We start from the raw sequence: 24,291 nt of genomic DNA, 5'->3' as shown, positions 1-24,291 counted from the left end.
ACGCGAAATCATGCTAAAAAAAATAGCTTATATAACACTATTTGCGGTAGCACTTACCTCTTGTAGTGACACTTTGGATGATATTAATAAAAATCCAAATGCAACCGAAACACCTTTAGCGCCTTATCTATTGACAGGTACGTTAAAGCAGGGAGCCGATTTGTACTGGGGAGCCGACAATAATTTTAATGCATCGTTACTATTTGTACAGCATTGGGCTAAAGTTCAATATACAGAACCGGACAGATATGACGTATCGAACACTTCTTTCACTACATTGTGGAATACGGGATACGCCACTTTGATTACAGATTTAAACACGATTCTGAAATTTCCGGATCAGCAGGCAAATCCAAATTACAAAGGAATTGCGTTAACCTTACGTTCATGGGCATTTTTATTGCTTACAGATGCTTACGGGAGCATTCCGTATAAAGAAGCAGGCCTAAAAGTAACTCCGGCATACAATACGCAAAAAGAAGTGTATACCGGTTTATTGGAAGATTTAAAACAAGCGCAGTCTTTACTAAATCCAACCAGTGGAAGCGTAACGGGAGATTTGGCTTATAAAGGCGATATCTCGAAATGGAAAAAATTGGTAAACTCACTACGTTTGCGTATCGCATTGAGAATTTCTGATAGAGAACCTGCCTTAGCCAAACAAGCGGCGATCGATGCAACTACTGATGCTGCGGGAGTAATTAGCAACAACAATGAAACTTTTAAGTTTACTTTCACGAGTTCGCCTCAGCAAAATCCTGCTTCGGCCTGGTTTGAAACCCGTGATGATTTTCGTATTTCGAAAACATTGGTGGATAAGTTAAATGAATTCTCCGATCCGCGTTTGCCGGTTTATGCCCAGTTGCCAACAGATGCAAGCGTTGGAAAATATGTAGGAGGTGCTAACGGATTATCAAACAGTGATGCCAACAGCCAGGGATTTGCTAAAACATCAAAGCCGGGGGCTTATTTTTTAACCTCGTCATCACCAGCCGTAATTGTTTCTTATTCCGAAGTATTGTTTAATCTTTCAGAAGCGGTGGCTCGCGGTTATATTGCCGGAGATGCAGAGCAGTTGTATAAAAATGCCATTACAGCATCGTTCAATCAGTTTGGAATTACTGATGCCACTACAATTTCAAATTATCTTAATCAGGCAGCGGTAAAGTATGATGCAGCGAATTATGCTAAATCGATTGGTACACAAAAATGGATCGCATTTTTCGGGCAGGGTCTTGATGCTTTTGCAGAATGGAGAAGATTGGACTACCCGGTATTGAAAGCAGGTCCGGCTACGGTTCTAAACGGACAGATTCCTTCACGTTTCTTTTATCCGGGAACAGAGCAGTCACTGAATGGAGCCAGCTATCAGACAGCTGTATCTGCTCAGGGAAAAGATTTGCTGACTACAAAACTATGGTTTGACGCAAAGTAAACCTTAATTTAAAAAGGAGAAAGCAAACGGCTTAAACGAGTCCGTAATCAATTATAACAGATAATACTTCAGAGGAAATTTTCTCTGAAGTATTATTCATTTAAAGACCAAAGTTATCTTGGTATTTGTGGTCTTTCCATCTTATACTGTCTTCCGGATAACGTTTTAATAAAGGAAACCAAAGCCACAATCTCGTCATCATTTAGATTTAACGGCTGCATTAAAACATCCGTTTTAGGAAATAGTGGATCTGCTATTTTTTCGGTTTCATTAGGATCAATCATGTGCATGCCGCTGTTATACATATTCACAATTCCGGTGATATTATCAAATAAGCCATTGTGCATCCACGGGCCTGTATACATTACATCACGAAGAGAAGGAGTTCGGAATTTTCCAACATCATCTGCTTTTTTAGTAACCGTATAAAGTCCTAAATCTTCATATTCCCTTTTGTAATAAGTAAGCCCAATATTATGGAATGACTCATCGGTCAGGTATTTTCCGGAGTGACAATTCATACATCTTGCTTTGGTTCGAAAAAGGTGCAGACCATAGATTTCCTGATCTGATAATTGCGTGTAATCGCCATCCATAAAGGCATCAAAACGGCTTCGTTTGCTTAAAATTGTTTTTTGGAATACGGCCAGTGACTGCAGGATTTTTTCATAAGTAATCTCAGAATCTCCATATGCATTTTGGAATAAAACAGGATAACCTTTAATTTTTCTCAATTTTTTAGCCAGATTTTTAGGTTCCATATTCATTTCATGATGCGCTGTAATGGGCCCTTGAGCTTGCTCTTCTAAAGTAGCAGCTCGTCCGTCCCAAAAGAATGATTTTCGAGCTCCGATGTTATATAACGAAGGCGTATTTCTTTTTCCTTGCAAATGATCATTCCCTAAAGATACTTCACGCGCATCTCCCCAAGCCAGTTCCGGATCATGGCAACTGCTGCAGGATACCTGATTAGACCCCGAAAGTTTGGGATCGAAAAAAAGCAGCTGTCCTAAAATTACTTTAGGATTTTCCATGGTATTGTAGTAACTCGTATCGATCGCAAGAGCTTCGAATTCCTGCCATTGCACACCGTCATCAATAGTAGGTTTTGGCCATTGACTGGTTGGTTTACTATAGATTTCACGCCAATTTGAATTTGCAAGTTTCTCACCAAATGCAGCACTGAAACTTAACAATACATAAATTATGCCTATGAAAAAAATAGAAAAAGAGGTTTTTAATAAAAGGGACTTCATTATAAGCGGATAGTGATGTTATAATTTAAATTAAAATGTCAAACCTATTGACATTTGAAAAAAAGTGTTGTTTTGTTTTTGAGGAAAACTGTAGTAATCCAGACTTGTCTTAACGAAAAAGTTAAGATCAGGTTGGTACTTGTAATCCCATCTTGCAGCGAGATTTATTTTAGTGTATGGAGAGGACAAAAAAGTAAAGTTATAATTGAGCATATTAAAAATTAAATTGGCTTTGCGATCGCTTAATTCCATTTCGGAACTTAAAATCCAGTTGTGTTCGAGTGAAGCCGAAACATTAATTAAGGATGTAGATAAAAGTTTTGAAATGGCAAAATCCAATCGGCCGATACCTTGCTGTAGGTCAATAGTCCGAAGAGGATCGAGATATTTTTCCGCAGTATTTTTTAAGGTAAAGCTCGGCGCAATCGACCATGATAATTCAGGATTTGGAACGTAGTACAATCCTGAAAACACAACAGATGTAGCCTGATTGGTGTATTTGGTATGCTTGGCTATTTTGATGTAAGATGTAGTACTTTGGTTGTCAAATATATTTTCTTTTCCAGTTCGGTCTGTGTAAAAAAGTCCAATTTTTGCACCCCAAAACTTCTCTTTTAATTTTTTGAAATAAGAAACCTCTCCTTCATACTGATTCTCTAAAATTGTAGACGCGACAAGGTTTTGGAATTCGGTCATGATTTTTTCATAACCAAATTGATGGTATCCCAGTAGTAAACCAAAGCCATTTCGGTCTTTTGAAAAAAACTGCACATTGGCGCCATAGCCTCTTCCGTCATAATACGAACTTAGTTTATTTCCGGTCAGTAATTTATTGTAAACGCCAAGCCCTACCATATGATAAACCGCGGGAGCCCCTAATTCGCTAAAGAATTTTAGATTATTAGATTGTGTATATTTTTGCAGATTTAAAGCCGAACCTAATACATAATGATCGCTAATGTTTAAGGAAATACCGGTAGAAACATTAAGATCTGAAACCGTATTTTTAGGTCTTGGGTCAATATCCCGATATTCCATTAATGCCCTGTAATCAGCACTTATACCCAAAGTTATTTTATTCAAAACTTTAGCATAACCGCCACTAAAGGAGTACTCTTCATACGAAAGATCACCCCCTATAGAATCTGCCGTTACATAAGGGTAGATTATTTGATAATCTGAGCTTTCGTTCCAACGCACATTTTTACGTTTACCATTCTTGTAATGAGCGTTTCCAAAAACAGTATTTTCAGAGTTAATCTTATAATACGATTGTGCCTTAATAAGAAATTGACGAATTCCATTTCCCAACTGTTGAATATTGGTTTGCTGCGCTGCCGAGCTATAACCCGCGCTCAATTCTGATAAAGAATAACGGCGGGCATAATGCTGATTTGCAGGATTGGTATAAAATCTTCGGGCAAAAGTATTCTCGGGAGACAAGTCTTCATGAATGCGAAGGAGCACAGAAGTACTGTCCTGTGCCTGCAGCAAACTGCAACTCAAAATAATAAATAGAAATAGGGAACGAAAACTCATGATTAAATTCATTAATTCATTAAAGAAGGTTTAACCTCAGGGGAAAAATCTAATGTTGAATTATTAGTGTCTTTTAGTATTTTTTTGCCGTTTGAAGTAGTGGACAGCGTTTTACGACGAACACTTTTCCCATAACGTGTTGCATCTGAATCTACTTTTCCGCAATAAGTCCAGCCTTTGTCCAGCGATGGAGCAGTAACAATCCATTTAAATTCAGATTCAACACTTAAATTAACAGCGTCTACAATCCATGAATTTGGAATCGAATACACGTTTTCGCCCATTGGATAACTTTCTCCGCCAAATACCAGATTGTATTCGTAGTTATAGGTATAATCCGTTAGATATTTTGTTTTGTTTATGGGCATACGAGCGATAACAAAACTTTTAAAACCTCTGTTATGAATTACCATAGAAGAGAATAAACTTTCCATATTCGGAACAGAAGGATTATCAACATCATCAGCGTCTTCCGTATAGAATTCAAAAGTAGCTTTTCTTAAATCCAACGAAGCTGAATTGTATTCTTTATGATCGATTGCATCTTCGGCAATAACAAAAAACTCACCCGGAGCGATTGGATAAGTAGTTCCGTTACCGGGAACAATTGCAACAGCAGATACCGCAAACGACTGCGCCATGATATTCGGGGTATAGTCTTGTTTGTCAGTTGTCATGAATTCCGATTGTGCGATCATTAATCCATCTGCATACAATACTTTATCCGTATTATTATGAATCTTAAAGTATTTGTCACCTGAATATTGTTTTCCCTGTGGTGTTTTGGTTCCTGTAAAAAATACCTCTTCAATCACAAAATCAGATTGTGTTGTTTTGAGGAAAAGATTTAAAGAAACGGAGGCACTTCCTCCAGTAATCACGACCGCTTCTTTATAGCTGCTTACCGAAGCTTCGATAATGTTACCGTCTATTGTATAGTTGATTTTTCCGTCAATAGATATTTCGTAAGAACCTTCATCTAAAGAGACAGAGATATTGTTATTTAAAGCTTTACTTTGGGTTACTTTACCGGTATTACGCTCTTTAAAAGAAACGGAAACATCAGAAAAGATAACACTGCTTAGATCTTCCGGATTTACAAGCGTTAAAGTTAAAGCCGTTTCTTTATTGCTGTTATCATCATCTTTAGAACAGGATGGTAATAGTGCCATTATGGCTATTGTTAGATAAATGGGTAGTAATCTGATTTTCATAATTGGGTATTTATTTAATATTAAAAGTTAAAAATTCAAGTTTAATTCCATCCCGAAATAAGGTGAAGTAAGACCGCGTCGCTCGATCTTCTGACCATTAATTTCATAGTTTTGATAGTAACTGAAGAGTCGGTTAACGAACATGGAAATTCTAAATCTTTTGTAAAAATCTTTAGATACTTTCAGATTCATATTCATCGACATCGGGATTGATTTTTTTTGAAAAAGAGCATCATTGTATTTAATATCAAGCCATTGCAGAATAGGATTTGATAGGTCTTTTTCGAGATAAGGATGCTGTTTTCCAGAAGGATCAATATAAGCAATTGGTGTTCCGTTCATAGGAAGCGACTGATCACTTCTAAACCATAAAAACTGAAACGATCCCGAGAATTCTAAGCCAAGAGGAGGAACGTAGGTATCTACAATCAAATTGGTATTGAACTGCTGTTTTTCAGAACCATCATCAAACTGATACAGTCCTAAATAAGGAAGCCTCTTCCCATCAATGATAATATCTTTCTGTCCTCTTTTATAAACCGGACTGCTATTGGTATAAGTGGTCTTAAACCAGGCTCCATTTAGAGTAAATCGGGTATTAATTGCTGTAAAACGTTTGGAGGAAAATTGAAATTCAACCCCGCTTTTGAGCAGCTTACTTCCGTTATTAGTGATGTTGTATGACGTTAATAGTGTGTCTCTAACAAAACGTATATCGGCTAAATCTGGTTGTGAGGTTAAGGTTAAAGGATCAATAGAATTGTTGTCATACTTTTTATACGATAGCGCCTGATATTGAGAATTATTTCTAAATCCGGAATCCATACGTTCATTGAAAAAAGTAACCGAAAAACGATTATTGTCATAAGAGAAATCCGCTCGGACCTCCCATTTTTTATTTATAGCCGGTGTTAGATTGTAATTTACAGCAGATGTTTTATAAGTCATTAAATTAATTCTTCGGTACTCCGGTGTATTATGATAATAGTTCAATTGTACCAGATCATTATAGATAAAATCCGGGTAAAGCTGAGCCAGTGTTGGAAATTTGGTATACTGTCCGAAACCGGCCGTAAGTTCTGTTTTTAGGAAATGTTTCCCCATTTTAAAAGATGGAAACACCCATTGCGTATTAATTCGGGGGTCAAAATAGTATTTTCCCGAAATGCTATAAGCCGATGGCACATTCAACAACGACATCGCCCGAAGACCTCCTGTGAGATTTAATTGGTGTTTACCAATTGGAATGGATAGAGCATCTTCGACAAAAAAAGAAAGATCAGTACTCGCCGGAATGTCTTTATAAGATCTGGGACGTGTAGACATTTCAGGAGATGGGGGATGAGTAGTATCGTAAACCTGTCCTTTTCCGTTATTTTTTGAGTATGTCCATTCCGAACCCGCTTTTAAAGCGTGTGTTATTCCAAATAAATGAATTTCGAAATCTCCCATTGTTTTAAAAAAGGCATCAAAAGGCTTTCCATCCACAGTAAGATTAGAAATGTACTGTGGCGTTAGAAAAATTCCGTCAGATTCACCTTGTTCGGTAGTATTAGGAATAGCTGTTGCACTTGAGACCTGAACCCATTTGGTTTGCTCAATTTTATCGAATTGCTGATTTATTGCTGCCGACGAATGAATTGCTTTTAAAAACGGTGCCATTTTAAACTTTAAATCAAAAGAGTTTGCCCATGAAAACCGATTATAGCTTGAAGCATATCGGTCAATTTTGGTATAACCCACATCCGGATCTGCTCTTTCATTGTCTATAGAACCGCTATAATCTAAACTCGAATCCCATTGAAGCTGATGCGAATCATTTTCCCAAATTTTTTGTGCCCGTATAGAGGATGTAATTCTTTTGTAGTTTTCAAAACTGTTGCGCGGATCTGATTTTGCATTTAAATAATCAATTCCTACATTCAGAATCAATCTTTTTTCTTCAGATTCAAAACCTTTTCCTAAATAATACAATTTGCTAAACTCATCAGCCTTAAAACGGGATTCCCAATTGGTACGCCCTTTTTTTCGCTGAATTTTAATAAGTCCGCTCGTTAAATCACCATATTCAACGGAAGGAATCCCCCTCACAATTTCGACTCTTTCAATCTGATCTGTCGAAATAGAGCGCATATCTACTCCTTTAGAAGTTGTATTGCGGCGTGTATTGGCATATCCTGAACCCGGTGTGATAGACATATTGGGTCCAGTGGTATACTGTAGATTTGCATCGGTATTTATTGGAATCCCGTCAATTACAAAAGAAGTTCCAAGTGAAGAAACATCATAATTAGAATCAGCTGTTCCAACCTCTCTTAATTTAATATGATTCGAAGCATTAAATACAGGATCTTTTGAGCGTCCGCCAGGAAGTAACTCCAGCAAATCGGTGAAACTTGAAGGCTGTAAATGCTGCATGGCTTTTTTATCAATAACAGAGGTACTGGTCATACCACGAGATTCTACAGCCGTTATGACTACTTCGTTTAACTGTACACTTGACGAAACTAATCCGAAAGAAAGACTTTGTCCCGTTTTAAACTCGAGATTTTGCTCGATCGTTTCGTAGCCTAAATGTGAAAGTTTAAGTATGTAACGGCCACTTTGAATGGAGTTTAAAATTATGCTACCCAAATCGTCTGAATGCGCTTCGTATTTGCTAATTCCTTCTGCAGAAAGTAATACACCTTTCAAAGGAATTTTACTTTCAGCATCGTAAACGGTAATCTGAAGAGTAATTTTAGCAATGTTTTGAGAAAAACTAAGGTTAGAAAAAAGAGAGAATAATAAAAACAGAACGGATACAATCCTTTTTAGCAGGAATGTAATAAGGCTATTAAAAGAAGTCATTGTATTAAATATCTGTTAGCTAAATAAGCTATATAACAAAAAGGCGGTTAATCGTTGCAAATGTAACTTAATTTAGACTGGATAAAAATAATTGTTGATAAAAAATATTTTTATGACGTTTGCTCACGATTTAAAAATCAGAGCGAAAATGCCGATTATCAAAAATATTTCCCGAAATTTGTTACTATAACAACTTTTTATATCGTTTAGTAAATCAACTTTTTATAGGATTTTTGTTGAATTTTATAAACAGAAAAAACGTGAGTAATAAGGGTTGTTTAGTTTAAAAAGACCAAATCTTCAAGAGCTGTATTTCGTAAGAATTATGAATAAATAATGCTCAAAATAGAGGTTTCCTGCCCCGGAAACTGGCGGTAGAAGCCAATACAAAAAGTTAGAATTGAATCACAGCTAACTGCTTACTGTTCTTTTGTAGTCAAATAAAACAGTTCTTAAAACTCATTACCTGTTATGAAAATCACGAAGCACTCAGGATACAAAGTTCCTTTCGACAAAGAAAAACTGAAGCTTTCCCTTAAAAAATCAGGAGCAGCTCCCGATGTTATAACAGAATCTATGGTTCAGATCGAAAAGCAGATGTATGATGGTATTACCACCAAAGAAATCTATAAGATGGCATTTGCAATTTTAAAGAAAACCGCAAATGGATATGCTGCCCGTTACAATATCAGACAGGCTTTGCAGATGCTCGGTCCTGCGGGTTTCTATTTTGAGAAATTCATTGCAAGATTATATGCCGCAGAAGGGTTTAAATCCAAAATAAATCTAACGCTACAGGGTAAATGCGTCTCGCATGAAGTAGACGTTGCTATCATGAAAGACGATGCGATAACGATGATAGAATGCAAGTTTCACGGAAGCAAAGATGGGGCTTCAGATGTAAAAGTCCCCATGTATATTCTTTCTCGTTTTAATGATTTAAGAGAAAAACGACATATTATTTTTTCTAATAATGAAACTTTCACATCCTGTATCATAGTAACCAACAATCGTTTTACCAAAGACGCGCAGGATTTTGCCAACTGTAGCGGAATTTCTCTTTTAAGCTGGGATTATCCGCCAGATAAAAATCTTAAAAATAAAATTGATAGGGGAGCGCTTTATCCTATTACCTGCCTGACAACACTATCAATGGTCGAAAAAGAAAAATTGCTTTTTCTCGATCAGATACTGGTAAAAGACCTTCTTGACGATCAGGAAGGACTAAAAAAAATTGGGCTGAGTCCAAACCGAATCAAGAATATAGTACACGAAGCTTCACAAATCTGTAAACTTATCTAAGATGAAAGTAAAATTTATAGGAGGTGCAGGAACCGTTACAGGTTCAAAAACACTCATAGAAACAGAAAACAGCAGGATATTAATTGATTGCGGACTTTTTCAGGGTATAAAAGCATTGAGAGAACTCAACTGGGATCCGTTACCTGTTTTACCTTCCACAATAGATTTTGTGCTTCTTACGCACGGTCATCTGGATCATTGCGGCTGGCTGCCTCGATTAGTAGCACAGGGTTTTAAAGGTAAAATATACTGTACCGCGCCAACCAAAGCTATAGCCAGACTAGTGCTTTTAGACAGTGCCAAAATTCAGGAAGAAGAAGCCGAAAGAGCCAACAAAGAAGAATACTCTAAACATGAACAGGCAGAACCGCTTTATACCGTAGAACAGGCAGAAGCTGTTACTCCGTTTTTTAAAATAATAGCACCAAATACAACAGTAGAGATTGCAGAGGATAGTACTGCCGTTTTTGAAAATGCGGGACATATTATCGGAGCGTGCAGTATTACAGTAAATGCCGAAGGTAAAACGTTAGTATTTTCGGGTGATATCGGACGTGATGATGATGTATTGATGTTTCCACCAACCAAACCCGTAAAGGCCGATTATATTTTTCTGGAAAGTACCTACGGAAACAAACTACATGCAGAGTTGGACGTAAAGAAAGAACTGGAAACACTTATAAATACAGCCATAGCAAAAAAAGAGACGGTAATCATACCCGGTTTTGCTGTCGAGCGGGTACAATCGGTGATGTTTTTATTGTGGAAGCTCAAAAAAGAAGGAAGAATTCCGGACGTTCCCTATATACTAGATACTCCAATGGGGGCTAATGCACTGCATGTATTCTTAGAAAATCTGCAATGGCATAAACTTTCCGTCGAGGATTGCCACGAAATGTCTAAAATGTTCACGATAGTTTCAAAGTACGAAGAAACCATGCGGATTATAGAAAATCCTCAACCTAAAGTGGTTCTCGCCGCTAGTGGTATGGCAACAGGAGGAAGAGTATTGTCGTATTTTGAACATTATATAAGTCTCGAAAAAACTACAGTGATTTTTGTGGGATATCAGGCAGAAGGTACCCGGGGACGAAAATTGCTTGAAGGCGCCAAAGAAATCAAAATATATGGGAACTATTATTCCGTAAGAGCAAAAATCTTTCAGATTGAAGGGCTCTCCGCACATGGAGATCAAAAAGACCTGTTAAACTGGCTTTCTGCTCTCGAAAACACTCCGAAATGCGTTTTTCTTGTACACGGTGAAAACCTGCCTGCCGATGAATTGCGTGTTAAAATCCAGAAGCAGTACCACTTTAAATGTACCGTTCCGTTAATGGGGAATGAAATGGAAATTTAGGATAGGTTTGTAACTTCTTCAAAAAAAGCTAGGGCCTATTGGTAAATATTATTTTATTCAGATCTATAGTATCAGGCTGTTGTACATTCATTTCGTATGATACTTCTATTTCATGTTCAGACAGAAATTCTATAGTTTTAGCACATCCGTGAGCGCATGATTCGACCTTAATTGGGAAGTATAATCTTTTATTCTTATCATATCCAATGAGGTTATGACGAAAGTAGGGAACAATTTTAAAATCTGCATTTTCAATGGCTCCATCATCATTTCCTCTTCCGTTAAATTGAAATAGATCCTCCGAATAATAAGTACTTTTCACAACAGCTGGATAAGATGATTTTCCATCTTCAGTATAATTGTCTTCGTACCATTTTTGTTCAAAATTCTTATAAAAGTTAATATCCTTTTCTTCTTCTGATGGACTATAAATCCATTTACTCTTATTTGCGAAGCGATATAGTTCATTTTTGATCGCGGTGTTGTGATCTAATTCTGTATTTTCTAAAAAATTTCCATCAACCGCATTATCAGATCTTAGAGTAGGTTCGCCTTCATATTTTAAGGTATAATACTTAAGAGTATTTAAGTTTAACATTATAAAACTCAAATATAAGCTATGATCTCCATTACCCAAAGGAGACTCCATTAAGGCAAATAGAAAATAATCTGCATTATTTATTTTTTTCCTTAAAAATAGTTGTCTGTCTATAGTAACATGATTATAATCACTTATTAATAAAGTGTCACTTTGAATTAATTGTTGTGGCTTATTTTTTTTATACTTTGTAACTAGCAGTATGTTTTTATCTCCAACTAGTAAAAAGTTGTCATCTTCGCTAACTTCACTCCCGGATATTTTTACTATCTCCGTATTCTCAGTAGTATTAAAGGAAAATAGAGTTGTGGTTTTCCTTCCTTTAATAGTATTGTCCTTAATATCAGTTTGTAGATTCTTTAGGTTACTACTTTTATCAGAACTCTTATCCTCTTTCTTACAAGAATAAAAAATGACAAAAGACAAAAGAATTAAAGTCAGTTTGCTCTTAATGGTATTCAATTAATTTTAAGTTTTAGTTTACAGGAAAGATAAAATTTATTTTGTCAATTTAATTTACAAGTTAAAAAATCTTTTCTGATAGATTTCTAATATTTAAAAACGGTTACTTTAAGTTTTTTCTAAAGTGTTTGGAATTCGCTAGTTTTACTTAAAAACAGATTGCGACAACAGAATTGATAATTACTTGAAAGTAAAATAAGTATAAAATAAGTATTGAAAGAATTAAAAAATGAAAGAACAACTTACTGAAATCATAAGTCAGGTTTATCATAAAAGCAATAGAAATGGATTTACATTTTTAACAGGTGCAGGAATTTCTGCCGAAAGTGGAATACCAACTTATAGAGGAGCAGACGGGATATGGGTAAAAGGAACTCAATTTCATAAACCGGAAGAGTTTGGAACTTTTAAATACTTCAAGGAAAATCCTGAAGAGGTTTGGCAGTATTCACTGTTTAGAAAAAAGATGTTTGAAAACGCTCAGACCAATGAGAGTCACCATGAAATAGTAAAAATTGAAAACCTCCTGCAAGACAGATTCCATTTGATAACACAAAATATAGACAACCTGCACAGACGTGCCGGTACAGAAAGAATCTATGAAATACATGGGAAAACCAGAGAAATTAAATGTTCGAACGGCTGTAAGGAAATAGAAAAATTGCCTATAGAAGTCAAAGGAAAAGATATAGACGAGGATTTGACAAAAGAAGATATAGAATTGCTTAAATGCAAACAATGCGGCAGTTGGATGAGACCCAATATTTTGTGGTTTGATGAGTATTACGACGAAAAAACAAACAAAAAATACAGTTCCTTAAAAATTGCCAAGAATTCTGGTATTCTCTTTATTGTTGGAACATCCGGAGCGACAAATCTGCCGATGGCTATTGCAGAAACTACCTTGAAGTACGGAGGAACAATAGTTGATATTAATACCGAGGATAATTTATTCACGGAACGTATTAAAGAGAAGAAAAATAAAATAATTATTCGCGAAACTTCTACAGAGACCTTAAAAACAATAAGAGAGATATTGCAGAATGTAATCGGGAAATAGATTATTTTATATTTCATCCACATCCGTCACAGTGTGCAATGTAATTTATGAAATGCCTTTTTTAACCTTAAAAAGGCAGCATTCCTATGCATAAAAGAAATGCCTTTCAACACGTTAAACATAGCTTAGGACGAATAAACGTCAAGTTCTTTACTTTGAAGAAAACTGGGAAACTGTATAATAATCATAGTCGCGGTATATTTAACATTACTTTAATATTATTGCTTTTAGGTGCTGTAGTTTTGTCTCCTAAAAACTTAAATATTGAACAATACAATGAGAAAAGTTATTTTTATTTTGATTATTCTTCTATCGGCCTATGGTCATGCTCAAGTTACAAGTTCGGCAATGTCTGGAACGATTAGATCAAACAAAGGAGAGCCCCTTCCGGGAGCTATTGTGGAAATAATTCACAAACCTACCGGAACTAAATACTATTCGACAACGGGGTTTGATGGCGGATATGCAGCACAGGGTTTGAGACCGGGAGGCCCATATACTTTAAAGGTAACTTACATAGGTTACAAAACAACTGAAATCACAGATATTAATGTTGGTTTAGGAAACAATCTAACCGTAAACGTTAAAATCGACGAAGAAGCAAACGCTTTACAGGAAGTCGTAGTGACAACAAAATCCAATGGAAATTTTAACAAAGGAAAAACAGGAGCGTCACAGCAATTTACAAACAGAGAAATTGTAGCAGTTCCCGTACTAGGAGCACGTTCTGTAAACTCTATCACTAAATACAATGCAAACGCCGGTGCTAATGGTACTTTTGGCGGTCAGGATTCAAGATTGAATAATTTTACTATTGACGGATCTGTATTTAATAATGGTTTTGGTCTTGGGAGTGAATCTCAGGCGGGAGGAAGAACAGGATCGACAGCTATTTCACTTGATGCTATAGAGCAGCTACAGGTTAATATTGCCCCTTACGATATTCGTCAGTCGGGATTTCTTGGGTCCGGAATTAACGCTGTAACCAGAAGTGGAACAAACGAAATCGAAGGATCGGTTTATAACTCTTTCAGAAGCAATAAATCCAGTTTTATTGGAACACATCCCGGAAAAGATGTGACTATCAAACCCGGAAAATTTGATGAAAAAATATGGGGAGCACGTATTGGAGCACCCATTATTAAAGACAAATTATTTTTCTTTGGTAACTTCGAAACCATCGAAAATACAAGTCCGGCAACAACATGGACTTCAACAGGATCACCACAAGGTGGGGCTCAGATATCAGAACCGACTTATCAGGAAATGCAGACTCTTTCTAATTATATGAGAGATAAGTTTGGTTATGAAACAGGTCCGTGGGAAAACTATGATGCTACCAAAACATCTAAAAAATTCTTAGCGAGAATAGACTGGAATATTAATGATAATCATAAGCTTACGGCACGTTATGTACATCATGATTCATCGTCAGACGAGCTAACTTCAAATTCTAACTCATTAGGTTTTGGAAACAGAAGAACAAGTACCTTAGCAATGTCATTCAAGAACAGTGGTTATACAATCTTAGACAATACCAGATCTATTGTATTGGAATTGAACAGTAAATTAGGCAATTCATGGTACAACAATTTTATCGCTGGTTACGATAAACAAATCGAAGACAGAGGGCTTCAGGGAGGAGGATTGTTCCCTACAATTGATATCAAGAAGGGTACAGCAAATTATATATCTGTAGGTTTAGATCCATTTACGCAAGGAAACAAACTTAGCTATTCAACGCTGCATTTTACAGACAACTTAACCAAAACTATTGGTAAACATTCAATTGTTTTAGGAGCTAATTTTGAATACTTCAAATCAAGCAATTTATTCTTTTCCGGATCAAATGGTGTTTATATATTCAACTCTTTAGCAGATTTTTACGCAGCAGCAGATCAATCAGCAGCAAATGGAGGAGCACCTTCCACCGCAACGGCTACTTCACCTGCACGTTTTCAATACAGATACTCCGCTTTACCGGGTGCAGTTGAACCTTTACAGGTCCTGAAAACAAACAAACTGGATTTATATGCTCAGGACGAAATTAAACTAAGTGAGAGATTCAAATTGTCAGTAGGACTTAGAGCGTCCAGAGTATGGTTTGCCGACACTGCATTAGAGAATCCAACAGTAACGGCGATGACTTTTGCAAACGGAGAAAAATTCAATACAGGAGAAATGCCCGATGCACAATATTTATTTGAACCAAGAGTAGGTTTCAATTTAGATTTTAATGGAGACGCTTCAACCATAGTAAGAGGAGGTTCAGGAGTATTTACCGGAAGAGCTCCTGCCGTATATTTGTCAAACCAAATTGGAAATAATGGTGTGCTTACAGGTTTTATCGATGCAAGTGGTGCAGCTTTAGCCACTGGAGGTTATGGTTTTACACCAAGACCTGCACAATATTTTACCCCGTCAACTCCAACGCTTCCTTCCACTTTTGATTTAGCCTTTACAGATAAAAAGTTCAAATATCCGCAAGTATGGAAAACTACGATGGCAGTCGACCAAAAACTTCCATTTGGATTTGTAGGGACGATTGAAGGAGTAATCCAAAAAAATATCAATGCAATCAATTATTATAATGCAAATTTTGACGCACCAGTCGGAACTTTTACAGGAGCAGATAACCGTCCAAGATATTCAAGAAATGATAACGGAACGAGAATAAATGATAATGTTTCAAATGGGATTGTTTTAACCAATTCTGATAAAGGATATTTTTATTCTACTACCTTCAAACTAGAGTACCCATACCAGAAAGGACTTTGGGGATCTTTCGCCTACACACATTCTCAAGCTGCCGATTTAATTTCTCCGGGATCTATTGCTTCAGGATCATGGACAAGTGCCAGGTCTGTAAACGGAAATAATGATTTAGACGTATCCTTATCCAATAATAACACACCACACCGTTTAGTTGGTGTTCTGGGATACAGAATTGAATACGGAAAAGGTTTGGGCGGTGCTACTTCCATCAATCTGGGGTATATCGGAGAAACAGCGAATCCATTTACTTATGCTTATAGTGGTGATATGAATGGAGACAGAGTAAACGGAAACGATCTGTTATACGTACCAAACAGTGCATCTCAACTTAGTTTTGCTCCTTTGGCAGTATCAAGTACTGTAAATGGCGTTACAACAACCAGAACTTATACAGAGGCAGAACAAAGAACGGCATTTGATGCCTACATTGATCAGGACAAATATCTTCGTACTAGAAGAGGTCAGTATGCAGAAAGAAATGCTGCTATCCTGCCAATGTTGCACCGATTAGATTTGTCTATTTCGCAAGACGTTTATATCAAAATCGCAGGTAAAAAGAACTCTTTCCAATTTAGAGCAGACATTCTGAATTTTACAAACATGATCAACAAAAACTGGGGAGTGACACAAAGAGCTACTAATCCTAATGTATTGGCTTACTCTTCTACAACCGCAGGAAATGTTCCGGTTTATACCCTGGCTACGCAAACAGATCCTGATGGAAACCGATATTTAATTAAAGATACATTCCAGAAAAATGCATCAGCATTTGATGTTTGGCAGGCTCAATTTTCAATTCGATATATTTTTGGAAAATAACCTGAGAATTTCTTTTAAATAAATTTTAAAAACGGCATTGAAACAAAATTCAATGCCGTTTTTCTTTTTAATTTTTGCATTAAAAATTAGAATTCGGGGTTGTCATTGGCATGCTTTCAGAAAGCTCTCAAACGTAGGTCGATCTCATAAAAGTTTTAGTGCAGAACATACTTTGTACGATTCCTTTTTTAACTTATCTTCGCTGTCAACTCATTTAAAAATCTAATTTGTGAAAAATAATCAGGAAGTCGTAGAAGAGAATCAGCTTAAACGTGGGCTGACCAACCGTCACATTCAATTAATTGCTTTAGGAGGATCAATAGGAACCGGTCTTTTTCTTGGTATTGGCCCAGCAGCTGTATTAGCAGGACCATCTGTTATTCTGGGTTATGCAGTTGCCGGTATCATTGCCTTTTTTATTATGAGACAATTGGGCGAAATGGTTGTCGAAGAGCCTGTTTCAGGAAGCTTTAGTCACTTTGCTTATAAATATTGTGGCTCTTTTGCGGGTTTTGCATCTGGTTGGAACTATTGGATTTTATACATTCTGGTGAGTATGGCCGAACTTACAGCCATTGGGGTTTATGTACAGTTTTGGTGGCCCGAAATTCCGCTGTGGGCATCCAGTTTGTTTTTCTTCCTCGTTATAAATGCTTTAAATTTCGCTTCGGTAAAAGTGTACGGAGAAACCGAATTTTGGTTTTCAATCATAAAAGTAGTTGCCATTATTGCCATGATCCTTTTTGGTACTTACCTGCTGATAAGTGGTACAGGAGGAGAGCAAGCTACCATTCATAATTTATACAACGATGGAGGTTTTTTTCCAAAAGGGTTCTTTGAAAAAACGGCATCGGGTAGTTTTCAGGGCTTGTTATCTGCAATGGCACTGATTATGTTCTCTTTTGGAGGTTTAGAACTAATTGGAATTACCGCTGCTGAAGCAGAAAATCCGGAGAAAAACATTCCAAAAGCAACCAATCAGGTGATCTATAGAATCCTTATCTTTTATGTAGGAGCATTGGTTATTTTATTTGCTTTGTCTCCCTGGCGACAAATAACGACAGACAGTAGTCCGTTTGTAATGGTTTTTCAAAATTTAAACGGAATGGAGTTTGAGTTGTTTGGTACTAAAATATACTTTACCCGCCTGATCGCCAACGTGCTTAATTTAATTGTTTTAACCGCAGCTTTATCAGTATACAATAGTAGTGTATACAGTAACTCACGTATGTTATATGGTTTAGCAGATCAGGGTAATGCACCTAAGTTTTTAAAGAAGTTAAACAATAAATCAGTGCCTATTAATGCGATACTAATTTCTTCCTGTTTTGCAGCGATCTGTATTTTAATCAATAAAGTAATTCCAGAAGAAGCTTTTAGCATTTTAATGTCTTTAGTGGTGTCTTCTTTAATTATCAACTGGGGAATGATTTCGTATACACATCTAAGATTTCGACGTACAAAAGAGCAGGAAAGCACTAAAACGATGTTTCCATCGATATTTTATCCGGTAAGTAATTATATCTGTTTGGTATTTTTGTTGGGAATTTTAACCATCATGTGGATGACCGATATGAAGTTATCCGTAGAATTAATTCCTATTTGGCTGGGTATTCTTTTTATATTTTACAAAGTTTATAAAACAAAAAAATAAGCAACTTTTACAGATTAGTCTGCTATTATCCGTTGAGTATAATAATTTTTAAACACATAGAAACATAGACTCTGACTTCTCGAAAGACGTTTCACTTAGTTAAAAAGCATAGGGTTTGCTATGTTTATTTGTGCAATTGAAATGCCTTAGCGCGGTAACAAAACTATGTTTCTATGGGTTTAAATAGAGTATTTTGCAATAGATGAGTAACACATTTTTGAACAACAATCAAATTGGAGTAGTCGCTACTTTCTCTGAACTGGTACAGACTCATTTCAAAGGAGAAAGGAACGCACAGTGCTGGTACAGAAATTTGGACGGCGATTTTAACGAAATTGTAGCTAAATTATCTTTAGAAGAAAATATCACAGTAGTTTATCCCGAAGATCTAATCGCACTCGAACTCAGCGAAAAGGGGAGTATAGCCAGAGAAGTTATCTTAAACGATTTACAATTATTAACTGATTTTGGAGCTTCGCCCTCACTTAATTTACTAAAGTGTTACGAACGTGATGACGAATTTGATTTCATCTCTACAGATGTGTATTCGTTTCATGTAGATCGTTCGCCCATTACGACCGATACTTTTTTATGTACCTACCACGGAGCAGCAAGTGATATTGTTTCTAATTCGCAGGCAGAACAAAAAATTCTAATTCCGGAAATCCGTGCAAAGTTACAAGAGCTGTACGATGGACCGCCGGAAGAATTCGAAAGTTTTCTAGAAGAAAATTATTTCGATTTGCATTATCAGTTACATCCCAATGCAGCACCTATCAATTTAGGCTTAGGGCATCTTTGGCGTCTGGCTGTAGACCATCCCAAACAACAAGTATTACCATGTATTCACAGAGCTCCAATAGAAAACGATGGGGAGTACCGATTGTTGTTGATTTGTTAAAGGAAATAATTGCATTTGAATAACCATTTCTAGTCTCAAAATATATGTGCGTAAACGGAAAAGAAATTAAACTTTGTACCTGTGTTCCAAATGGAATGGATACCATTATTCACCACAAGAATTCCCGAAAAAACAGAAAGAAAAGACGTGTCGACTTTACCTGGACGTTAGAAAAATGCATGGGCTACAGTAAAACGACAATGGACGGAATGGGGTACAGGCCGGAGGAAGTTTTAACCGAAGATTTGACAAACGAGAGAATGCTTATGGTACTTAATACTAATAACTGTTTTGATTTCGATTATCAACCTGGTGAAGGGGATAATCTTCAAGTTTTTGCTCCCGAAAACTCTATGAGAAGACATTTATCTTTTATTTTTAAAAATGGAGAATGGACAGCCGGCTCGCATATGCCTTTTATGTATGAGATGGAAAAAATAAATTTTGGAAAAGTAACTTTTAAAGATATTTAAAAAATTAAAGTGAAAGAATTTATCAAAAGAATATTTAGAAAATCAACACCGGAAGTATTTATAAATGTCGAAATTGAATTAACCGAAAATTGGGTCAGATACAACAACGGAAATTCAATTGGAAAGAAAGGTTCTGAAGGAGGTAAGATTTTAAATGATCAGGAACATATAAATGGTTCTAGAATAACGATTGAAGCCAACGCCGGAAATATTCCATTTGCTATTACATTCGGAATTTATGGATTAATGGTTCACACAGAATTCTTTAGCGAAATAGAAATTGCCACTGAATATTTCAAAAGAAAAAAAAATGAGATCGACGGGATTCTAAAAATGTTTGAAATTTCGGAAGAAAACCAAGATATAGAATGGAAAAGTAAAATGGACGAGTACTTAGAAAAATTAATTTATGAGTAAAAGTGGTTGATAATTGCTAGTATTCGCGGCAAATTGAGTTTTCGAATCTCCGAAGAGTTCAATTGGAAAGCTATGCAAATGTCTTTGACTTCGCTACTTAAATAATAACTATACAATATTACTTCTTAATTTATTTTAGTAAATGAATTCTTAATAGTAATGTAAGACAATTTTAAATATGCCATAACTTTGGCCTTAAGATTAAATCGTTTTTTTGACATAAAAATTTTTTTATGGAAAAGAACAAGGATTTAGGCAGAAGAAGGTTTCTTAGAAATTCTTTATTGGTTGCCGGAGGAGTTTTCATCGCCCCATTGATTGAAAGCTGCAGTAACGATGATAAACCAGACCATGATGGTGCTCCGGATGGAATGAAAAACGAAGGGTTTGAAACAGGAGTAGCCAGTTTTGACCCTACTGAAACCGGAGTGATTATTTGGACAAGATATTCAGCAGGCTCCGATGCCGAAATTAATTGGGAAATAAGTAAGAATGCCTCGTTTACTGAAATAACCAGAAAAGGGCAGGCAGCAGCATCTTCTACAAATGATTTTACAATAGCGGTAGATGTTCAGAATATTCCATCGAATACAAAATATTATTATAGATTTTATAATGCCAAAACCAAACAAGTTACAGTTACGGGAGAAACTCGCACATTACCCTCTAAAACAGACAGTGTAAATGACGTAAAAATGGCTGTTGTTTCCTGTTCTAATTTTCCGGCCGGACTTTTCAATGTGTACGGAGCGATTGCGTCTTCAGATGCCGATGTAGTGGTGCATCTTGGAGATTATATTTACGAATACGCGCCGGGACAGTACGGGACAAATCCTTTTACCAACCCGCTGGGCAGAGAACATAAACCCACCAGAGAGATTACAAGTCTTAGCGATTACAGAGAACGATACAGACAATATAGAGGAGATAAAAATCTTCAGTTGCTGCATCAGAAAAAACCATTTATATGCGTTTGGGACGACCATGAATTTGCCAACGATACCTATAAATCCGGTGCCGAGAACCATCAGCCTTCCGAAGGAGATTTTCAGGTGAGAAAAATGGCTGCTTTCCAGGCTTATAGTGAGTACATTCCGCTTAAGACAGGAAAAGATTTTAGAATTTACAGAAGCTTCAATTTCGGTACTATTCTGTCCCTTTACATGATGGATACCAGAGTGATTGCGAGAGATAAGCAGCTGAGTTATGGTGATTATATCGATAATAGCGGAAATTTTGACCAGACAAAATTCAAAACCGATCTGTTAAGTACCAACAGAAAACTAATTGGAAGCGAACAAATGGCATGGCTGGGATCGCAGATCAATGCAGATACCGCTAAATGGAAAGTTTTAGGCCAGCAAATCCTGATGACCAAAATGCTGATTCCTGCAGAGTTATTGATGCTTTTGAACCAAATTTTAGGAGAAGTCTCTAAATTAGGAAGTGCAACACCGGCGACTATGAAGGCGCTTACGGCAACAATCTCCCAACTTGTGGTGATTAAAATGAGACATAAACAAGGTGATCCTACCTTAACGGCTCAGGAAATTGCGAGAGTTACCACAACTTTACCTTATAATCTGGATGCCTGGGACGGCTATTTTGCCGAAAGAGAACAGTTGTATGCGATGCTTTCGGGTAAAAATGTAGTGGTTTTGGCCGGAGATACTCACAATGCATGGATGGGTAAACTTACAGATATGCAGGGGAAACGAATAGGAACCGAGATAGCATGCAGTTCGGTTTCATCGCCGGGATTAGAATCGTATTTCGGAATTACCTCAGACCCTACAAAAGCGATAGAACTGGCACAAGCCTTTACAGTTCTGATAGATGATTTAGAGTATGCCAATTTGTACAAACGTGGATACACCTATCTTAAATTTACAGCATCCGGTTCTGAAGCCGAATGGCGATTTGTAGACAGTGTAACCACTGAAACCACCAATACGGTTACAGAAAAGAAATATACTATAGCCTAGAATTTACGCTCTCCAGTTTGTCATTTCGGCCGAAGGGAAACCCGAGCGATAGCGAATAGGTGAAGTAAATCGCAAGCTAATTTCGACAATGTAGATCACCAATCTTTGTTGAACTAGATTGAATTAAAACGGAACAGGAGTAATCTTGGTCCGTTTTTTTATTTTATCGATTTAAATGTTTACAAAATAAGAAATGATATTTGGCTGCGAAGGAGGTTTTATTTTGCTGTAACAAAATGAATAAAAAAAATATTTTGTTTCAAAAGTTGTAACAAAAAAGTAAAAAATAAAAATTTGTTACAGCTTTTGAAACAAATTAAAAAATAAATTAAATTTGTTCATCAAATAAATTATCGAACAACCAAAAGCAGGAGTGATGGAAAAAGAGGAAAATATTGGAGCGTTATTAGGAATACCACAGGAAGAAATGGCAATGTTGCTGGAGGTAAAGCGCGTTCAATGGGCGTTGTTCCTGACAGGAAGACGAGGTCTGCCACCAACCGCACTGCTTAAATTGAGCGAGATGCTTACTATTTTAAAGGAACCGGATAATGAAGCCCCGGATGATGAAGCGATAAAGGAGGAGCAGGCACAAATAACTAAATATTTAGAAAAGGAGATCATCATCAACCTAAACAAACAGCAGCTTGCCCTGAACCAACTCGAGAGATGCAGGAAAAAGTACCAATCGGCGGAAAATGCGATGAAAATTGCTGACACCTTAATCGCCAGAGAACAACAAACCTATACCTGGCAGAAAGAACTTTTACCTATTATTAAAAGAACCGCCCAAGATATCCTGAAGAAAAACAGTGTACTGATACAAGAGCAATATACCATAAAACTACTGGTACTACAGCAGGAAGAAGTAGTCTTGAGAGAACGATTATGGAGTAAGTAGCCGCTTACGATTTAAAGTTATGAGTTGACTTTGGAGCGGTACAAAGTAGGAGACATTTGAGGAACAGTCTGTAAAGCGGGATGTTTTTCATACGATCAAGCAATAGCAAATTTTAATTTGATAAATTTGAGTTTATAAAACCTTAAAATTAAGCGTTGCATGTATTTCAGAATTATATGCATGCATTTTCCAACAGCTATGAACAGTATAAATCCATTAATTCAACAATTTAAGAAATATGGAACGCTGAGTTCAATCGCCGAAACGGCTATTGAGCAAAAAACCAAAATATTTATAAAGAAAAAAAACGAGCATTTTTTGAAGCAGGGACAGCTACTAACAAGTTATTTTGTGGTAAAGAAAGGTGTTTTCAGAGCTTATATTAATCGGAATGAAAAAGAAATAAACGTATGGTTTGGAGAAGAAAACCAAATTTTTGGGGCCATAATGCCTATGTATGCCAATAAACCTTCACCAGAGTACATACAATTTTTAGAAGATTCAGAAGTATATGCCATTGCAGTAGATGATTTAGAGATTTTATACGAACAGTACCCGGAGTTAAATCGTATCGGCAGAAAAATAGCCGAAGAACTGTGTGTTATTCTAGAGGATAGAATTACTTCGTTGCATACCGAAAGCGCTACAGAGCGTTATCAATCACTTATGGAACAACAGCCTAGTTTAGTAGAGCGTATTAATCTGGGGCATATTGCTTCTTTTTTGCGTGTAACACAGGAAACCTTAAGTAGAATACGCAAACGCTGACGATTTTGACCTACATCAAAAAATACAATCTTTTTGCTTGCGATCTTTGCAGTACTAAATAATTAAGACATGCAAAAAGATAAATTAAATTGGTTTAAGAATGTAGAACATCGTACTCATCCACATCCCGGATTAAACTGGTTAACCGCCACTCTAAGCGTACCGGACGTAGCCAGAGCAATAGATTTTTATACCGGAGTAATGGAAATGGTTTCCATTTCTGAGTTGGAAGATCAAAACAATGGAGAACTATTGTTTGCAAGAATTCGCTATCGCGGAAACAATTTTGTACTCAATAAAGAACATTGGGATTTTCAGGCAGTAGCTCCAATTACTTCAGGACAAGTACCTCCTTTTATTTTTTACTTGTATGTAGACGATGTAAAAACATTGGTTGCCGAAATTAGAAAAGATAAAGAGGCTAAAATTATTGCTGAGCCGGAAATGCAGTTTTGGGGAGATTTAAAAGCAAGAATTCAGGACCCGTTTGGTTACATCTGGGATTTGGCAGAAAAAGCGAATTAA

Annotated in this window: 18 protein-coding genes; 13 read left to right on the top strand and 5 right to left on the bottom strand. The window is 36.5% G+C overall.

Annotation, left to right across the window (positions count from 1 at the left end; genetic code table 11):
- Positions 1-10: 10 nt before the first annotated feature.
- The gene (locus BHE19_RS17275) at positions 11-1,435 is read left to right on the top strand and encodes a SusD/RagB family nutrient-binding outer membrane lipoprotein (protein ID WP_017497190.1); all 1,425 of its coding nucleotides are present in this window, start codon (positions 11-13) and stop codon (positions 1,433-1,435) included.
- A gap of 113 nt (positions 1,436-1,548) precedes the next feature.
- Here BHE19_RS17275 and BHE19_RS17270 read toward each other — a convergent pair whose 3' ends face one another.
- Genes BHE19_RS17270 through BHE19_RS17255 form a run of 4 tightly spaced genes read right to left on the bottom strand, consistent with a single transcriptional unit; the run spans position 1,549 to position 8,294 of the window.
- Complete coding sequence (locus BHE19_RS17270) at positions 1,549-2,691, bottom strand: cytochrome-c peroxidase (protein WP_070908143.1); 1,143 nt, start codon at positions 2,689-2,691, stop codon at positions 1,549-1,551.
- 30 nt (positions 2,692-2,721) lie between these two features.
- Positions 2,722-4,230 carry a DUF6850 family outer membrane beta-barrel protein gene (locus tag BHE19_RS17265; RefSeq protein ID WP_123923439.1) on the bottom strand — a complete coding sequence of 503 codons (1,509 nt, stop codon included), beginning with the start codon at positions 4,228-4,230 and terminating at the stop codon, positions 2,722-2,724.
- 11 nt (positions 4,231-4,241) lie between these two features.
- Positions 4,242-5,444, bottom strand: a complete 1,203-nt coding sequence (locus BHE19_RS17260; RefSeq protein WP_070908141.1) for a DUF4876 domain-containing protein — start codon at positions 5,442-5,444, stop codon at positions 4,242-4,244.
- 27 nt (positions 5,445-5,471) lie between these two features.
- On the bottom strand, positions 5,472-8,294 hold the full coding sequence (locus BHE19_RS17255; RefSeq protein WP_070908140.1) for a TonB-dependent receptor: 2,823 nt from the start codon (positions 8,292-8,294) through the stop codon (positions 5,472-5,474).
- Positions 8,295-8,765: 471 nt separating this feature from the next.
- Here BHE19_RS17255 and BHE19_RS17250 point away from each other — a divergent pair, with 471 nt between their 5' ends.
- Positions 8,766-9,596 (top strand): restriction endonuclease, encoded by an 831-nt coding sequence (locus BHE19_RS17250; RefSeq protein ID WP_070908139.1) that lies wholly within the window; start codon positions 8,766-8,768, stop codon positions 9,594-9,596.
- Between the two features lies 1 nt (position 9,597).
- Entirely contained in the window at positions 9,598-10,953 is a 1,356-nt protein-coding gene (locus BHE19_RS17245; protein ID WP_070908138.1) for an MBL fold metallo-hydrolase, read from the top strand.
- Between the two features lie 28 nt (positions 10,954-10,981).
- On the opposite strand, the gene BHE19_RS17240 is transcribed toward BHE19_RS17245, so the two are convergent.
- Positions 10,982-12,013 carry a hypothetical protein gene (locus BHE19_RS17240; protein ID WP_070908137.1) on the bottom strand — a complete coding sequence of 344 codons (1,032 nt, stop codon included), beginning with the start codon at positions 12,011-12,013 and terminating at the stop codon, positions 10,982-10,984.
- Positions 12,014-12,242: 229 nt separating this feature from the next.
- On the opposite strand from BHE19_RS17240, the gene BHE19_RS17235 reads away from it, so the two are divergent.
- The 10 genes from BHE19_RS17235 to BHE19_RS17190 all read left to right on the top strand — a co-directional run bounded on the left by BHE19_RS17235 (position 12,243) and on the right by BHE19_RS17190 (position 24,291).
- Positions 12,243-13,073 (top strand): SIR2 family NAD-dependent protein deacylase, encoded by an 831-nt coding sequence (locus tag BHE19_RS17235; protein WP_070908136.1) that lies wholly within the window; start codon positions 12,243-12,245, stop codon positions 13,071-13,073.
- A gap of 276 nt (positions 13,074-13,349) precedes the next feature.
- Positions 13,350-16,667: a TonB-dependent receptor gene (locus tag BHE19_RS17230; protein WP_070908135.1), complete on the top strand. Its 3,318-nt coding sequence runs from the start codon at positions 13,350-13,352 to the stop codon at positions 16,665-16,667.
- Between the two features lie 229 nt (positions 16,668-16,896).
- Complete coding sequence (locus tag BHE19_RS17225; protein WP_070908134.1) at positions 16,897-18,321, top strand: amino acid permease; 1,425 nt, start codon at positions 16,897-16,899, stop codon at positions 18,319-18,321.
- Positions 18,322-18,523: 202 nt separating this feature from the next.
- On the top strand, positions 18,524-19,222 hold the full coding sequence (locus BHE19_RS17220; RefSeq protein WP_070908133.1) for a DUF1826 domain-containing protein: 699 nt from the start codon (positions 18,524-18,526) through the stop codon (positions 19,220-19,222).
- Positions 19,223-19,266: 44 nt separating this feature from the next.
- The gene (locus tag BHE19_RS17215; RefSeq protein ID WP_070908132.1) at positions 19,267-19,695 is read left to right on the top strand and encodes a hypothetical protein; all 429 of its coding nucleotides are present in this window, start codon (positions 19,267-19,269) and stop codon (positions 19,693-19,695) included.
- 9 nt (positions 19,696-19,704) lie between these two features.
- Positions 19,705-20,112 carry a hypothetical protein gene (locus tag BHE19_RS17210; protein ID WP_083342575.1) on the top strand — a complete coding sequence of 136 codons (408 nt, stop codon included), beginning with the start codon at positions 19,705-19,707 and terminating at the stop codon, positions 20,110-20,112.
- Between the two features lie 233 nt (positions 20,113-20,345).
- Complete coding sequence (locus BHE19_RS17205; RefSeq protein ID WP_070908131.1) at positions 20,346-22,097, top strand: alkaline phosphatase D family protein; 1,752 nt, start codon at positions 20,346-20,348, stop codon at positions 22,095-22,097.
- A gap of 376 nt (positions 22,098-22,473) precedes the next feature.
- Positions 22,474-22,998, top strand: coding sequence for a hypothetical protein (locus BHE19_RS17200; RefSeq protein ID WP_070908130.1), 525 nt, complete (start codon positions 22,474-22,476; stop codon positions 22,996-22,998).
- A 159-nt stretch (positions 22,999-23,157) separates the two neighbouring features.
- Complete coding sequence (locus BHE19_RS17195; RefSeq protein WP_083342574.1) at positions 23,158-23,766, top strand: Crp/Fnr family transcriptional regulator; 609 nt, start codon at positions 23,158-23,160, stop codon at positions 23,764-23,766.
- A 69-nt stretch (positions 23,767-23,835) separates the two neighbouring features.
- Positions 23,836-24,291, top strand: a complete 456-nt coding sequence (locus tag BHE19_RS17190) for a VOC family protein (protein WP_070908129.1) — start codon at positions 23,836-23,838, stop codon at positions 24,289-24,291.

This window comes from Flavobacterium tructae, assembly GCF_001853485.1.
Lineage (GTDB): Bacteria > Bacteroidota > Bacteroidia > Flavobacteriales > Flavobacteriaceae > Flavobacterium > Flavobacterium tructae.
Note: the sequence above shows the minus strand (reverse complement) of the source record. Positions and strands in the feature narration are given on the sequence as shown.